Raw genomic sequence first — 13,499 nt, 5'->3', positions numbered from 1 at the left:
GCCACAGCAGGCGGGGATTGTCCGTAGCCTGTAAGGTGCGGCGGCAAAAATTTGGTTTCGGATGAGCGCGGAGAAGTATCATGGCGGGTAGCGTCAACAAGGTCATTCTGGTGGGCAACCTCGGGGCGGACCCTGAAATCCGTCGTTTGAATTCGGGCGAACCGGTCGTCAACATCCGCATCGCCACCTCGGAAAGCTGGCGCGACAAGAATTCCGGCGAGCGCAAGGAAAAGACCGAGTGGCACAACGTCGTCATCTTCAACGACCAGCTCGCCAAGGTGGCTGAGCAGTATTTGAAGAAGGGTATGAAGGTCTATGTCGAGGGCCAGCTGCAGACGCGCAAATGGCAGGACCAGACCGGTAACGATAAGTACACGACGGAAGTCGTGCTGCAGAAATTCCGTGGCGAGCTGCAGATGCTCGACGCGCGTGGGCAAGGCGAGGGCGGTCAGGTCGGCGGTTATTCCGGCGCCGGCGGCGGCGCTGCCCGCGGTTCCGATTTCGGCCAGTCCGGCCCGGGCGAGAGCTTTAGCCGTGGTGGCGGCGCCAAGAGCGGCGGTGGCGGCGGTTCGTCGCGTGAACTGGACGACGAAATCCCGTTCTGAGCACAACACGGTCCTGAACGCGAACGCCATGTGGTGAAGCCACACATAGTGCCCCGAAAGTCTTCCATGGATTTTCGGGCTTTGCTTTGTCGCATGACCGCTGCGAGGACAGCCAAGGAATTGCAGGGAAAGGACGTATCAGGTGAAGGCACGGGTCAAATGGGTCGAGGAGCGCACCTTCGTCGGCGAGTCCGGCAGCGGCCACAAGCTGGTGGTAGGAACCGCGTTTGGACCGGAAGGCAACACGCCGGGGCCGAGCCCGATGGAACTGGTGCTGATCGGCACCGGCGGCTGCTCGGCCTATGACGTCGTCCACATCCTCGAAAAGGGCCGCGAGGCGATCGAGGACTGCGTCGTCGAACTCGATGCCGACCGGGCGGAAACCGAGCCAAAAGTGTTCACCCGCATCCACTTGCATTTTATCGTCAAGGGCCGGGCGCTCTCGCACGACAAGGTGAAACGGGCGATCAACCTGTCGATCGAAAAATACTGCTCGGCCTCGGCGATGCTGGCCAAGACCGCCGAAATCACCCACGACTTCGAGGTCGTTGATACGGCGGTGAAGTAAGGCAGTAGGCAGTAGGCAGTAGGCAGTAGGCAGTAGGCAGTAGGCAGTAGGGACTGCCGTTCACCCTGCCATCAGCGCCTTGATGCCGTCGGCCACGAACTGCACGGCAAGCGCCGCCAGGATGACGCCGAGCAGCCGCGTCAGGATCGAGCGGCCGGTCTGGCCGAGGATACGGTCGATGCGCTCCGACAGCACGAACACCACATAGGTGATGGCAAGGCAGACAAAGATGATGCCGACCAAGGCTGCCTGGGCGGCAAGACCCTGAAACGAGCCGGAGAGCAGGACCGTCGCTGAAATCGCACCCGGCCCGGCAATCAGCGGGATCGCCAGCGGGAAGGCAGCGATGTTGTGGATCATGTCCTTGGTGATGGCGACGTCGCCGATCTTCTCCTTGCGGTCCTGCCGGCGCTCGAACACCATTTCGAAGGCGATGAAGAACAGCAGGAAGCCGCCGGCGACGCGGAAGGCCGGCAGCGTGATGCCGAACACCGACAGGATCGACGCGCCGGCCACCGCAAACAGCGCCATGACAAGGAAACCCATGATCGAGGCGCGGATCGAAACCTGCTGACGTTCTTCCCGGTTCATGCCGCGCGTCACGGCGAGGAAAAGCGGTGCCAGGCCGGGCGGGTCGATGGTCACCAGAATGGTGACGAAGGCATTGAACAGGCTGTCGAAGCTCGGCATTTCTGGCCCCTCCCGCCGGGCAACGCCCGAACCCTTGCATTGGTAGAGCAAAGCAGGGTCAGAGGAAACCGTTTGAACCGAGGGAATTCGGCCGACTAGCCAGCCGCGCCGCAATAGGCCTCGATGCGGTAACCATCGGGGTCGACGACAAAGGCGGCGTAGTAGTTGTCGCCATAGGAGGCGCGCAGGCCGGGTGCGCCATTGTCCTGGCCACCCTCACGTAAGGCGCCGGCATGGAAGGCATCGACGCTGCTGCGCGTAGGTGCGGCAAAGCAGAAATGCAGGCCGGACTCCATCTCGGCCGCAACCGGACGCGGGGCTTCGTTCACCCAGAGCGCTACCGCTTCAGCGCCGTAGCCCAATGAGCCCGGCGACTGGCTGAGGCAGGCATAGCCGAGTGGTTTTAGCGCGGCGTCGTAGAAGCGCTTCGAGGCATTGGCGTCGCGGACACCGATCGAGACATGGTCGAGCATCGTTTTCTCCATTGTTACAATTGGTTGGGTTGTCAATCTCAGGTGGCGCGGCGCGCCAGAAACTCGACTTCGAGCCGCCATGTCGCACCGTCGTCTCGCGACCGTTCGCCCAGCCAACGGAAGGAATTCTCGGTAATCCGGGAAAAGCTCCAGCGCACCGAAGAGCCGGGGCCGTCGACGCCTTGCTGGACGATGCTATCGCCCTCGGCACGGCCAAGTTGGCGGCTGTAATACTGGTTGCGCGGATCGCTCCAAAAGATGTGCCAGGCATCGACGCCGGGGTCATAGACGCGCAAGGTTGTGCCGTAGAAAGTCCATTTGCCGAGCGATGGCGAGGGACCGGCATCCCGCGCCGGCAAGATCCACACATCCTGGATCGCCCGACCTTCGAGAACCCAGCCGAAATGCACCTCGCCGCGCCCGCTGAGTACCGTGCCGTCGTCGAGATGGCGCGTGGCGTCGAATGTCCAGGCGCCGACGAACCGGCCGTAAAGGTCCAGCTTTTCAGCCAGGCTGGGGTTGGGTCCGTCGTTGTGCAAGGCTTCGCCAAAGGAGGTTGGATCTGTCATAGTTGCTGCCTTCGTGCTGTCAGGAGACTGCAGACGTTAGGCCCGGGCAGGGTTCTGGGCTTGGGAAAAATTGCTATAGTTCGGCGATGACATCGAGCACGCAAACCCTGGCATCGGGACGAGACTGGCACGTGGCGGACGTGGTCTGCACCGCCGGCGCCGCCGACAGGCCGTTCGAGGAAGAGCATCGGACCTTCTGCGTCGCCGCGGTCACCAGTGGCACGTTTCGCTACCGCACGCGCCAGGGCACCGCGATGCTGGCGCCGGGCGCCATTCTGCTCGGCAACCTCGGCTCTTGCTACGAATGCGGCCACGAGCATGGCGCCGGCGACCGCTGCCTCTCCTTCCATTTTTCTCCGACCTATCTGGAACAGGTCGCAGCCGACGTGTCGGGCGCGAAAAAGCTGGCCTTCGAGATGCCGCGCCTGCCGCCTTTGCCGGCGTTGGCATCGTTGCTGGCCGAGGCGGAAGCCGCGCGCGAAACGGCCGATCTGGGAGCGTTCGAGGAACTTGGTCTGCGCATTGCCGGCGCCGCTGTGGCTGCTGCTTCCGGCGCTGCACCAGCTGGCCGGGCGCCCAGCCGCCGCGACCAGAAACGGGTCGCGGAAGCGGTGCGGCGCATAGAACTCGATGTCGATGGGCCGATTTCGCTTGCCGGGCTTGCCCACGAGACGGCCACCAGCCCCTATCATTTCCTGCGGACGTTCCGGCAGGTGGCCGGGATGACGCCCTATCAATTCTTGCTGAGAACCCGGCTGCACCGGGCAGCGGTGGGGTTGCGAACCTCGAATGAGGCGATTTCGGCGATCGCCTTTGATGCCGGGTTCAATGATCTCTCGACCTTCAACCGCCGTTTCCGCAAGGTGATGGGTGAGGCGCCCGGTACCTATCGCGCCCGGGCTGCTGCCCGTTGACGCAGCACAGGCCCTCAGTGGTCATTTTGCTTGCGGCTGCTTGTCTGGACCTAGCGTCCTGATGGCGTCATCGACGCTGTGAAAAATCCGCTGCGGGCCGACGAGTTCGGCAATGCCGAACCGCGCCAGCGCCGACTGGGCGCGCAGCGATTCCAGTCGCGCTATGGCAAAGATCGCGCCCGTCTTGCGGCAATGGGTGATGGTTTCGATCAAGGACTGGGCGGCGGTGTAGTCGATCTCGACGATGTTACTGGCTTCCAGCACGACCAGCTTCACGCTTTCGCTTCTGGCGTCGATCAGATCGTTGAGGCCGCGCTTGAAGCGGTCGGCGTTGATGAAGGACAGCGGCGCCTGAAACGCCGCGACCAGCACGCCGGACAGTTGCTCGCCCGCGCCTGGCGTGCCCGGCGGCCACCACACCGAAGTACCCGGAACCTGTTCCAGCTCGATCGGCTGCGTGCGCGTAGCGCTCCAGATGCCATGCAGCAGCGACAGGCCGATGCCGATTGCGACGCCGGTCTGGATGGGCAGCACGACGATGGCAGCCATGGTGATGAGGATCAGCGCGAATTCGATCGATGCCTGCCTGTAGACAGCAGCAAAAACCTTCCAGCGCAGAATGTGCTGGGCAACGAACATCAGAACGCCGGCCAGTGCCGCCTGCGGAACGTTGGCAAGCAGGCCGCCGCCAAACGCGCCGAGCACCAGCACGATGGCCGCGGCAATCAGGCCCGACAACTGCGAGCGGCCGCCGGTCTGAGCGACGATGGCCGTGCGCGGCGGGCTGGCATTGACCGCAAAGGCGCCAAACAGGCCCGACGCGATGCTGCCGGCGCCGACGCCGACAAAATCGCGGTTGATGTCGGGGGCTTCACCGACGAAGGAGCGGGACGTGGCAGCCGTCTGCACCATGACGACGATGGCGATCAGTAACGCCAGCGGAAACACGGTTTGCGCATCGTCAAGGCTGACCAGCGGCACGCTCGCCCGCGGCAGGCCGTTCGGCAAGGCGCCGAGCACCTCGACGCCACGATCCTTTAGGTCGAAGGCGGCAACCGCCGCAGTGGCCAGCAACATGCCGATCAGGGCGCCCGGTATACGGGCGCTGATGCGTTCGGCGCAGAACACGATCGCGAACACACCGAGGCCGAGCGCCAGGCTCCAGGGATTGGTGAGATGGAGATCGCCGGCGATCGCACCGATGCGCCGCAAGGTTTCACCGCTCTCGGGCGGCAGACCAAGCAGTCCGGGCAGTTGCGAAACGACGATATGGACGGCTATGCCGGCCAGAAAACCCGTGGTGACCGGCACCGACAGAAGATCAGCAACCCAGCCGAGGCGAAAGATGCCGCTGAGCGTTACGATCAGCCCAACCATCAGCGCCAGCATGGCCGCCAGCGCCAGATAATGCGTGGAACCAGATGTGGCGAGTAAAGCGAGGCCGCCGGCAAACAAAGGCGTGATGGTCGAATCCGCGCCGGCCGACAAATGACGGTTGGCTCCGAACAGCGCGAATGCCACCGAGCCGGCGACAAAGGCGAAAAAGCCGATTTCGGGCGCAAAACCGCCGAGACGAGCCGTCGCCATCTGTTCTGGGATGGCGATTGCGGCCAGCGTAATGCCCGCGACCAGATCGCCGTTGAGATCTCTCAGCGTCCAACCGCTCAACGCTCGCAAGGGCAGCCACGGGGTCCAATTCATCGCGCTCGTGGCTTTCGCTCGAGGAAAACGGTCCATGGCAGGCTTTTGCCCTGGCGGCGGCGAAATGCGCTTTGGCCATATCGTCGCAATCAGTGGTATCCTTTTGAAATTACCACCAAAATTGACACTGGAAAAGTGCTGCAGACGTTGGAGTTTCGATCCTGCTTCCTATATAAGCGGCAAGTGATTCCTGATTAGATTGTGACCTAGATTTGACCGACCAGAAGACACCGCGCGGCGCCGACGGCGGCCCCACCGGCATCGAGCCGATATCCATCATCGAGGAGATGCAGCGCTCCTATCTCGATTACGCCATGAGCGTGATCGTCAGCCGTGCGCTGCCGGACGTGCGCGACGGCCTGAAACCGGTGCATCGCCGCATTCTCTACGCCGCCCATGAGAGCGGCTACCACTGGAACCGCAAATATGTGAAGTCGGCCCGCCCGGTTGCCGACGTGATGGGTAAATACCATCCGCACGGCGACGCCTCCATCTATGACGCCTTGGTGCGCATGGCGCAGGACTGGTCGCTGCGCGTGCCGCTGATCGACGGGCAGGGCAATTTCGGCTCCATCGACGGTGATCCGCCGGCGGCGATGCGCTACACCGAATCGCGACTGACCAAGGTCGCGCACGAGCTGCTGGAGGACATCGACAAGGAAACCGTCGATTTCCAGGACACGTATGATGCCTCCGACACCGAGCCGAAGGTGCTGCCGGCTCGCTTCCCCAACCTTCTGGTCAACGGTTCCGGCGGCATTGCCGTCGGCATGGCCACCAACATTCCGCCGCACAATCTCGCCGAAGTCTGCAACGGCGCCATCGCCATCATCGACAACCCGGCGATCGACCTGCCGGCGCTGATGGAGATCATCCCGGGGCCGGATTTCCCCACAGGCGGCATCGTGCTCGGCCGCTCCGGCATTTACAGCGCCTATTCGACTGGCCGCGGTTCCATCGTCATGCGCGGCAAGGTCAATGTCGAACAGCGCGGCAACGACCGTGAATCGATCATCATCACCGAGGTTCCCTACCAGGTGAACAAGTCGTCGATGATCGAGAAAATGGCCGAGCTGGTGCGCGACAAGCGCATCGAGGGCATTTCCGACATCCGCGACGAGAGCGATCGCCAGGGCTACCGCGTCGTCATCGAACTGAAGCGCGACGCCGTAGCCGACGTCATCCTCAACCAGCTCTACCGCTTCACGCCGCTGCAGACCTCCTTTGGCGCCAACATGGTGGCGCTGAACGGCGGCAAGCCGGAAGTGATGACGCTGACCGACATGCTGAAGGCGTTCGTCGGCTTCCGCGAAGAGGTGATCAGCCGGCGCACCAAATTCCTGCTGCGCAAGGCGCGCGACCGCGCCCATGTGCTGGTCGGTCTGGCCATTGCCGTCGCCAATATCGACGAAGTGATCAAGCTGATCCGCACCGCGTCCGATCCGCAGACGGCGCGCGAACAGTTGATGGAGCGGCGCTGGCCCTCCGGCGACGTCGAGTCGCTGATCCTGTTGATCGACGATCCGCGTCATCGCATCAACGAGGACGGCACCTACAACCTGTCCGAGGAACAGGCCCGCGCCATCCTCGAACTGCGCCTGCAGCGCCTGACCGCGCTTGGCCGCGATGAAATCGCCGACGAATTGAACACGATTGGCGACGAGATTAAGGACTACCTCGACATCCTGTCGTCCCGCGCCCGCATCCAGCAGATAGTCAAGGACGAGCTGGCCGCGGTTCGCGACGAGTTCGGCACCCCACGTCGCACCGAGCTCGCCGAGGGCGGGGCCGACATGGAAGACGAGGACCTGATCCAGCGCGAGGACATGGTCGTCACCGTCAGCCATTCCGGCTACATCAAGCGCGTGCCGCTGTCGCTCTACCGGGCGCAGCGCCGCGGCGGCAAGGGCCGCTCCGGCATGTCGACCAAGGAAGAGGATTTCGTCACCCGGCTGTTCGTCGCCAACACGCACACGCCGGTGCTGTTCTTCTCCTCGCGCGGCATCGTCTACAAGGAAAAGGTCTGGCGGCTGCCGATCGGCAATCCGCAGTCGCGCGGCAAGGCGCTGATCAACATGCTGCCGCTGGAGCAGGGCGAGCGCATCACCACCATCATGCCGCTGCCCGAGGACGAGACCAGCTGGGGCGAGCTCGACGTGATGTTCGCCACCACGCGCGGCACCGTGCGCCGCAACAAGCTTTCCGACTTCGTCCAGGTCAACCGCAACGGCAAGATCGCCATGAAGCTGGAGGAGGAGGGCGACGAGATCCTCGGCGTCGAGACCTGCACCGACAATGACGACGTGCTTTTGACGGCAAGTTCGGGCCAGTGCATTCGCTTCTCCGTAGGCGACGTGCGCGTCTTCCAGAGCCGCAATTCCGTTGGCGTGCGCGGCATAACCATGGCCGAGACCGACCGCATCATCTCGATGTCGGTGATCGAGCATGTCGATGCGCCTCCGGCCGAGCGTGCCGCCTATCTCAAGCGGGTCGTGGCTGAGCGCAGGCTCGCCGCCGGCATCGCGGCCGGTGAAGAGGAAGAGATCGCGCTGACCAACGAGGAGGTCGGCGAAGAGACTGAGCTTTCCGACGAGCGCTATGAGTTCCTCAAGTTGCACGAGCAGTTCGTGCTGACGGTGACGGAATATGGCTACGGCAAGCGCTCTTCGTCCTATGATTTCCGCCTGACCGGGCGTGGCGGCAAGGGCATCCGCGCCACCGACGTCTCGAAAACATCCGAGATCGGTAGGCTTGTGGCGACCTTCCCGGTCGGCAATGACGACCAGATTATGCTGGTTTCGGATGGCGGCACCGTCATTCGCGTGCCGGTCAACGGCATCCGTTTCGCCAGCCGCGCCACCAAGGGCGTCACCATCTTCAATACGGCCGAAGGCGAGAAGGTCGTTTCGGTGGAGCGGATTTCGGAACCGCAATCGGATGAGGAAGAGGCCGAGGGCGACGTTGAGGTCGGCCCGGATGTGGGCGCTGGCGACGCCATCCCGGACAACGCCGAATAGGTTTTGACATAGAAACGCCGGCCCGATGGGCCGGCGTGGTCAAATATTCCAGTGAATTCAGTAGTGGCGAAAGGGCTTGCGGACGCCGAAGCCTTCGAAGCGCTTGGTCTTGACGCGGACGCGCTCGGCTTCCTGATGCAGCCCGAATGCGGTGGCAATCAGCATTACGACGGTCATTGCGGCGGCGAGCATGTAGATCAGCATGTGCGTGTTCTCCTGCTTCAACAACGATTTTGGTCCGATTTGGTTTCACCGTCTGTGAAACCACTTACATGGTCGCCGTTGAATTCTTCGTGAGCGGCCCGTTCATCTGTCGTTCATGGCGGCCAAAAGGTTCACCTGCGCATTTGCGTTTGCCCGAGAGGCTCGCTAGAAGCACCTGCCATGACCGAACGTATCGCTCTTTATGCCGGCTCCTTCGATCCGCTGACCAACGGCCATCTCGACGTGCTCAAGGCGTCGCTGGCCGTGGCCGACGTCGTCTATGCGGCGATCGGCATTCATCCCGGTAAGAAGCCGTTGTTTTCCTTCGAGGAACGGGTGAAGTTGATCGAAATCGCGACCAAGGCCGAATTCGGTAGCGACGGCGCCCGCATCAGGGTTGTCGCCTTCGACGGGCTGGTCATCGACGCCGCCAGGAGAGAGGGCGCCTCGATCATGATCCGCGGCCTGCGCGACGGCACCGACCTCGACTACGAGATGCAGATGGCCGGCATGAACGAGACCATGGCGCCGGAATTGCAGACGGTTTTCCTGCCCGCCAGTCCCTCGGTGCGAACCATTACCGCCACACTTGTCCGCCAGATAGCTTCGATGGGAGGCGACATCCGCCCCTTCGTACCAGCGGCCGTGGCCAGTGCGCTCACCGCCAAATTCGCGAAATAGAGTGTTCGGAGAAAGACTTATGCAGCTGAAGAAGCTCGCCTCGTTCCTCATTGTGCTTGCCGGTCTTGTGACCGCTTCGGTTTCGGCCTTCGCCGCCGATCCTGAGAACACGATGATCATCACGCTGAAAGACGGCGATGTGACCATCGCGTTGAGGCCGGACCTCGCGCCAAAGCATGTCGCGCAGATCAAGAAGCTGGTGCGCCAGGGCGCCTACAACAATGTCGCCTTCCACCGCGTCATCGACGGTTTCATGGCGCAGACCGGCGACGTGAAGTTCGGCAACATGGAAAAGGGCTTCAATCCCCAGGCTGTCGGCACCGGCGGCTCCGATCTTCCCGACCTGCCGGCCGAGTTTTCGCAGACCGAGCACTACAAGCGCGGCGTGGTCGGCATGGCCCGCTCGCAGGATCCGGATTCCGCCAACTCGCAATTTTTCATCATGTTCGCGCCGGCGCCGCCGCTCGACGGCCAGTACACCATTGTCGGCAACGTCGTCAGCGGCATGCCGCTGGTGGATCACATCCAGAAGGGTGACGAGGCGGACAACGGGACGGTCGCCAACCCCGACCGGATGATCAAGGTGCGCATCGCCGCCGACAAATAAATCACTATTATCAAAAGGATATCTGACATGGCTGAGATCAAGGACCGCGAGAACGCGCTCATCCTGGAAACGACCAAGGGCAAGGTCGTCATCGAACTTTTCCCCGATTTGGCCCCCGGCCACGTTGCCCGCATCAAGGAATTGGCGCGCGAAGGCGCTTATGACGGCGTGGTCTTCCACCGCGTCATCGAAGGGTTCATGGCGCAGACCGGCGACGTGAAGTTCGGCAATTCCTCGAAGCCTTCGTTTGCGCCTTCCCGCGCGGGCATGGGCGGTTCCGACAAGCCGGACCTGAAGGCCGAGTTCTCCAACGCCAATCATGGCCGCGGCACCTGCTCGATGGCACGCTCGCAGAACCCGAACTCGGCCAACTCGCAGTTCTTCATCTGCTTCGACGATGCCGCCTTCCTCAACCGCCAGTACACGGTCTGGGGCCAGGTCATCGAAGGCATGGACAATGTCGACAAGATCAAGCGCGGCGAGCCTGTGCAGGATCCCGACAAGATCGTGTCGCTGAAGGTCGCGGCCGACGTCAAGTAAGGCGAAAACGACGATGATGGGCGTAGTCTGGTCGCTGCTCGGCATCCTGTCCGGCGCCTTCATCGCCATTCAGGCGCCGATCAACTCGCAGCTGGCGCGCGGCCTGGGGCTCCCGGTCGCCGCCGCGGCGTTCTCCTTCCTGTCGGGCGCCATCGTGCTCGGCATCATCTCCGTCGCGGCGGTCAAGCTGCAAGGCATCTCGCTCGACTGGAAAGCGCCGGCGCCCTGGCTGTTCGTCGCCGGCGGCATGCTCGGCGGCTTCTACGTCACGCTGTCGACCATCCTGACGCCGCGCATTGGTGCGGCGGCGCTGATGGCGTTCCTGGTCGCCGGCCAGCTTTTGGCCGGCATGCTCATCGACCGCGTCGGCTTCCTCGGCGTGGCGGTGCGCGAGATTTCGCTCGGCCGCGTCGCCGGTGCGGTGTTGCTGCTGGCCGGAGCGCTGCTCGTCCGGCTCACCTGATGCGCGTCGATCTCTTCGACTTTGACCTGCCAGACGAGCGCATTGCGCTGCGCCCGGCGGAGCCGCGCGACAGCGCCAAGATGCTGGTGGTCAGGCCGGGCGAGGCGCTTGAGGACCGCACGGTGGGCGATTTGCCGTCTCTGCTGCGGGCCGGAGACGTGCTGGTCTTCAACGACACCAAGGTTATTCCGGCGCAATTGAAAGGCATCAGGCGGCGCGGCGAAGCGGCAGCGCAGGTCGAAGCCACGCTGCATATGCGGATCGCGCCCGACCGCTGGCTGGCCTTCATGCGGCCGGGCAAGCGTATCGCCGCCGGCGACCGCATCCATTTCGGCCATGACGGCAATTCCTGTTTCCTCGGCCAGCTCGATGCCACGGTGATAGAGAAAGGCGAGGGCGGCGAGGCGCTGCTCGGCTTCGATCTGTCCGGCGCCTTCCTCGATGAGGCGCTGCACGCCGTCGGCCACATCCCGCTGCCGCCCTACATCGCCTCGAAACGCGACGACGACGAACGCGACCGCAGCGACTACCAGACCATCTATGCCCGCGAAGAGGGCGCCGTAGCCGCTCCGACCGCCGGCCTGCATTTCACGCCTGAGCTGTTTGCTGCGCTTGACGCCAAAGGCGTCGAGCGCCGCTTCGTCACCTTGCATGTCGGCGCCGGCACCTTTCTGCCGGTGAAGGTCGACGACACTGCCGACCACAAGATGCATGCCGAGACCGGCTCGGTCGCCCAGGAAACCGCTGATGCGCTGAACGCAGCAAAGGCAAGGGGCGGACGCATCATCGCCGTCGGCACGACCTCGCTGCGCCTGCTGGAAAGTGCGGCGCGCGCCGACGGCACGCTCGCCGCATGGTCCGGCCCGACCGACATTTTCATCACGCCCGGCTACCGTTTCAAAACTGCCGACGTGCTGATGACCAATTTCCATCTGCCGCGCTCGACGCTGTTCATGCTGGTTTCGGCCTTTAGCGGCCTGGAAACGATGCGCGCGGCCTATGCGCATGCCATCGACAAAAGCTACAGATTCTACTCCTACGGCGACGCCAGTCTTCTGTTCAGGGAGGTGAACGATGGACGATGATCTCGAAAATCTGGACCGCGAGGCCTTGATCGCGGAGGTGAAGAGACTGCGCGCCGGCATTCGCGGCCACCGCGACACGTCAGGTCACGATCTGTGCTGGCATCATCCCGATCTGTGGAACCTGTTGCCGGAAAAGACCGAGCCGGCGATCGCCGTGCCGCCCTGGGAAAAGTTCATGCGCGGCTGCATCCGCTACCGGCAGTCGCTCGACGAGCAGGCACCGGGCGCGCCGATATTCGACAAGGAATTCAATGGCTGAGGCGTTTACCTTCAAGGTTTTGGCGACCGACGGCAAGGCGCGTCGCGGCGCGATCACCATGCCGCGCGGCGAAATCCGCACGCCGGCCTTCATGCCGGTAGGCACCGGCGGCACGGTCAAAACAATGTATATGGACCAGGTGCGCGGTGTCGGCGCCGACATCATCCTGGGCAACACCTATCATTTGATGCTGCGGCCCGGCGCCGAGCGTGTGGCGCGGCTCGGCGGCCTGCACGAATTCGCCCGCTGGCCGCACCCGATCCTGACCGACAGCGGTGGCTTTCAGGTGATGTCGCTGTCGAAGCTGCGGAAGCTCACGGAAAAAGGCGTCACCTTCCGTTCGCATATAGACGGCGCCGCCTATGAGATGTCGCCGGAGCGCTCGATCGAGATTCAGGGGCTGCTCGATTCCGACATCCAGATGCAGCTCGACGAGTGCACGGCGCTGCCGGCCGAACGCAAGGAAATCGAGCGCGCCATGGAATTGTCGCTGCGCTGGGCCGAGCGCTGCAAGACGGCCTTCGGCGACCAGCCCGGCAAAGCAATGTTCGGCATCGTCCAGGGCGGCGATGTGCCGGACCTACGGCTGCGCTCGGCGCAGGCGCTGAAGGCGATGGAGCTGAAAGGCTATGCGATCGGCGGGCTGGCCGTCGGCGAGCCGCAAGCGGTGATGCTGGACATGCTTGAAATCACCTGCCCGGAACTGCCTGATAACAAGCCGCGCTACCTCATGGGCGTCGGCACGCCGGACGATATCGTGAAGTCGGTGGCGCGCGGCATCGACATGTTCGACTGCGTCATGCCGACCCGCGCCGGCCGCCACGGCCTTGCCTACACCAGGCGCGGCAAGGTCAATCTGCGCAACGCCCGCCATGCTGACGATCCGCGTCCGCTGGACGAGGAAAGCGACTGCCCTGCGGCGCGGGACTATTCGCGCGCTTACCTGCACCATCTGGTGCGCTCGCAAGAGGCGCTGGGGGCGATGCTCCTGACCTGGAACAATCTGTCCTACTATCAGAAGCTGATGCAGGACATTCGCGCCGCGATTGAAGCCGGCGCGTTCGAAGCCCGTACAGCCGAGATTTCCGAGGGTTGGGCGAGGGGCGATATTCCGGTTGTATAG

The 13,499-nt window shown here is 63.4% G+C and carries 16 protein-coding genes; 11 read left to right on the top strand and 5 right to left on the bottom strand.

Annotation, left to right across the window (positions count from 1 at the left end; all coding sequences use genetic code 11):
* The first annotated feature begins 80 nt into the window (after positions 1 to 80).
* Together AC1DXN_RS06730 and AC1DXN_RS06725 are read left to right on the top strand one after the other, a co-directional pair.
* Entirely contained in the window at positions 81 to 605 is a 525-nt protein-coding gene (locus AC1DXN_RS06730) for a single-stranded DNA-binding protein (RefSeq protein WP_477269528.1), read from the top strand.
* Between the two features lie 142 nt (positions 606 to 747).
* Positions 748 to 1,173, top strand: coding sequence for an OsmC family protein (locus tag AC1DXN_RS06725; RefSeq protein WP_477269530.1), 426 nt, complete (start codon positions 748 to 750; stop codon positions 1,171 to 1,173).
* Positions 1,174 to 1,233: 60 nt separating this feature from the next.
* Here AC1DXN_RS06725 and AC1DXN_RS06720 read toward each other — a convergent pair whose 3' ends face one another.
* From AC1DXN_RS06720 to AC1DXN_RS06710, 3 genes are all read right to left on the bottom strand, one after another.
* Positions 1,234 to 1,863, bottom strand: a complete 630-nt coding sequence (locus tag AC1DXN_RS06720; RefSeq protein ID WP_477269532.1) for a MarC family protein — start codon at positions 1,861 to 1,863, stop codon at positions 1,234 to 1,236.
* A gap of 95 nt (positions 1,864 to 1,958) precedes the next feature.
* The gene (locus tag AC1DXN_RS06715; RefSeq protein ID WP_477269534.1) at positions 1,959 to 2,336 is read right to left on the bottom strand and encodes a VOC family protein; all 378 of its coding nucleotides are present in this window, start codon (positions 2,334 to 2,336) and stop codon (positions 1,959 to 1,961) included.
* Between the two features lie 38 nt (positions 2,337 to 2,374).
* On the bottom strand, positions 2,375 to 2,905 hold the full coding sequence (locus AC1DXN_RS06710; protein ID WP_477269536.1) for a hypothetical protein: 531 nt from the start codon (positions 2,903 to 2,905) through the stop codon (positions 2,375 to 2,377).
* Between the two features lie 86 nt (positions 2,906 to 2,991).
* Between AC1DXN_RS06710 and AC1DXN_RS06705 the strand changes: the two genes are divergently transcribed.
* Positions 2,992 to 3,819: a helix-turn-helix transcriptional regulator gene (locus AC1DXN_RS06705; RefSeq protein WP_477269538.1), complete on the top strand. Its 828-nt coding sequence runs from the start codon at positions 2,992 to 2,994 to the stop codon at positions 3,817 to 3,819.
* Positions 3,820 to 3,840: 21 nt separating this feature from the next.
* On the opposite strand, the gene AC1DXN_RS06700 is transcribed toward AC1DXN_RS06705, so the two are convergent.
* The gene (locus tag AC1DXN_RS06700; protein WP_477269540.1) at positions 3,841 to 5,520 is read right to left on the bottom strand and encodes a SulP family inorganic anion transporter; all 1,680 of its coding nucleotides are present in this window, start codon (positions 5,518 to 5,520) and stop codon (positions 3,841 to 3,843) included.
* Between the two features lie 212 nt (positions 5,521 to 5,732).
* Here AC1DXN_RS06700 and gyrA point away from each other — a divergent pair, with 212 nt between their 5' ends.
* Positions 5,733 to 8,537, top strand: coding sequence for a DNA gyrase subunit A (gyrA, locus tag AC1DXN_RS06695; RefSeq protein ID WP_477269542.1), 2,805 nt, complete (start codon positions 5,733 to 5,735; stop codon positions 8,535 to 8,537).
* 57 nt (positions 8,538 to 8,594) lie between these two features.
* Here the strand turns inward: gyrA and AC1DXN_RS06690 are convergent, their stop codons facing one another.
* Positions 8,595 to 8,741: a hypothetical protein gene (locus AC1DXN_RS06690; RefSeq protein ID WP_477269544.1), complete on the bottom strand. Its 147-nt coding sequence runs from the start codon at positions 8,739 to 8,741 to the stop codon at positions 8,595 to 8,597.
* A 180-nt stretch (positions 8,742 to 8,921) separates the two neighbouring features.
* On the opposite strand from AC1DXN_RS06690, the gene coaD reads away from it, so the two are divergent.
* The 7 genes from coaD to tgt all read left to right on the top strand — a co-directional run bounded on the left by coaD (position 8,922) and on the right by tgt (position 13,499).
* On the top strand, positions 8,922 to 9,422 hold the full coding sequence (gene coaD / locus AC1DXN_RS06685) for a pantetheine-phosphate adenylyltransferase (protein WP_477269546.1): 501 nt from the start codon (positions 8,922 to 8,924) through the stop codon (positions 9,420 to 9,422).
* Positions 9,423 to 9,534: 112 nt separating this feature from the next.
* Entirely contained in the window at positions 9,535 to 10,029 is a 495-nt protein-coding gene (locus AC1DXN_RS06680; protein ID WP_477243124.1) for a peptidylprolyl isomerase, read from the top strand.
* A gap of 27 nt (positions 10,030 to 10,056) precedes the next feature.
* A complete protein-coding gene (locus tag AC1DXN_RS06675) occupies positions 10,057 to 10,569 on the top strand; it encodes a peptidylprolyl isomerase (RefSeq protein ID WP_477243054.1) in 513 nt (170 codons plus the stop codon).
* Positions 10,570 to 10,582: 13 nt separating this feature from the next.
* Entirely contained in the window at positions 10,583 to 11,032 is a 450-nt protein-coding gene (locus AC1DXN_RS06670; RefSeq protein WP_477269548.1) for a DMT family transporter, read from the top strand.
* Positions 11,032 to 12,117: a tRNA preQ1(34) S-adenosylmethionine ribosyltransferase-isomerase QueA gene (gene queA / locus AC1DXN_RS06665; RefSeq protein ID WP_477269550.1), complete on the top strand. Its 1,086-nt coding sequence runs from the start codon at positions 11,032 to 11,034 to the stop codon at positions 12,115 to 12,117. Before AC1DXN_RS06670 ends, queA begins: the two co-directional genes overlap by 1 nt.
* Positions 12,107 to 12,376 carry a hypothetical protein gene (locus AC1DXN_RS06660; protein WP_477269552.1) on the top strand — a complete coding sequence of 90 codons (270 nt, stop codon included), beginning with the start codon at positions 12,107 to 12,109 and terminating at the stop codon, positions 12,374 to 12,376. Before queA ends, AC1DXN_RS06660 begins: the two co-directional genes overlap by 11 nt.
* Complete coding sequence (gene tgt, locus AC1DXN_RS06655; RefSeq protein ID WP_477269554.1) at positions 12,369 to 13,499, top strand: tRNA guanosine(34) transglycosylase Tgt; 1,131 nt, start codon at positions 12,369 to 12,371, stop codon at positions 13,497 to 13,499. The genes AC1DXN_RS06660 and tgt overlap by 8 nt, the downstream gene beginning before the upstream one ends.

The sequence above is a fragment of the Mesorhizobium sp. P2_H9 genome (assembly GCF_056403215.1).
The sequence above is the reverse complement of the archived record's forward strand: the minus strand, read 5'-3'. Positions and strand labels throughout refer to the sequence as shown.

What these genes read in the sequence shown, in the direction of transcription:
- AC1DXN_RS06675 (WP_477243054.1), top strand. Translation starts at nt 10,057, where the DNA reads ATGGCTGAGATCAAGGACCGCGAGAACGCGCTCATCCTGGAAACGACC.
- coaD (WP_477269546.1), top strand. Translation starts at nt 8,922, where the DNA reads ATGACCGAACGTATCGCTCTTTATGCCGGCTCCTTCGATCCGCTGACC.
- AC1DXN_RS06680 (WP_477243124.1), top strand. Translation starts at nt 9,535, where the DNA reads ATGATCATCACGCTGAAAGACGGCGATGTGACCATCGCGTTGAGGCCG.
- AC1DXN_RS06690 (WP_477269544.1), bottom strand. Translation starts at nt 8,741, where the DNA reads ATGCTGATCTACATGCTCGCCGCCGCAATGACCGTCGTAATGCTGATT.
- AC1DXN_RS06700 (WP_477269540.1), bottom strand. Translation starts at nt 5,520, where the DNA reads ATGAATTGGACCCCGTGGCTGCCCTTGCGAGCGTTGAGCGGTTGGACG.
- AC1DXN_RS06710 (WP_477269536.1), bottom strand. Translation starts at nt 2,905, where the DNA reads ATGACAGATCCAACCTCCTTTGGCGAAGCCTTGCACAACGACGGACCC.
- queA (WP_477269550.1), top strand. Translation starts at nt 11,032, where the DNA reads ATGCGCGTCGATCTCTTCGACTTTGACCTGCCAGACGAGCGCATTGCG.
- AC1DXN_RS06730 (WP_477269528.1), top strand. Translation starts at nt 81, where the DNA reads ATGGCGGGTAGCGTCAACAAGGTCATTCTGGTGGGCAACCTCGGGGCG.
- AC1DXN_RS06670 (WP_477269548.1), top strand. Translation starts at nt 10,583, where the DNA reads ATGATGGGCGTAGTCTGGTCGCTGCTCGGCATCCTGTCCGGCGCCTTC.
- AC1DXN_RS06705 (WP_477269538.1), top strand. Translation starts at nt 2,992, where the DNA reads ATGACATCGAGCACGCAAACCCTGGCATCGGGACGAGACTGGCACGTG.
- AC1DXN_RS06720 (WP_477269532.1), bottom strand. Translation starts at nt 1,863, where the DNA reads ATGCCGAGCTTCGACAGCCTGTTCAATGCCTTCGTCACCATTCTGGTG.
- AC1DXN_RS06660 (WP_477269552.1), top strand. Translation starts at nt 12,107, where the DNA reads ATGGACGATGATCTCGAAAATCTGGACCGCGAGGCCTTGATCGCGGAG.
- tgt (WP_477269554.1), top strand. Translation starts at nt 12,369, where the DNA reads ATGGCTGAGGCGTTTACCTTCAAGGTTTTGGCGACCGACGGCAAGGCG.
- AC1DXN_RS06715 (WP_477269534.1), bottom strand. Translation starts at nt 2,336, where the DNA reads ATGCTCGACCATGTCTCGATCGGTGTCCGCGACGCCAATGCCTCGAAG.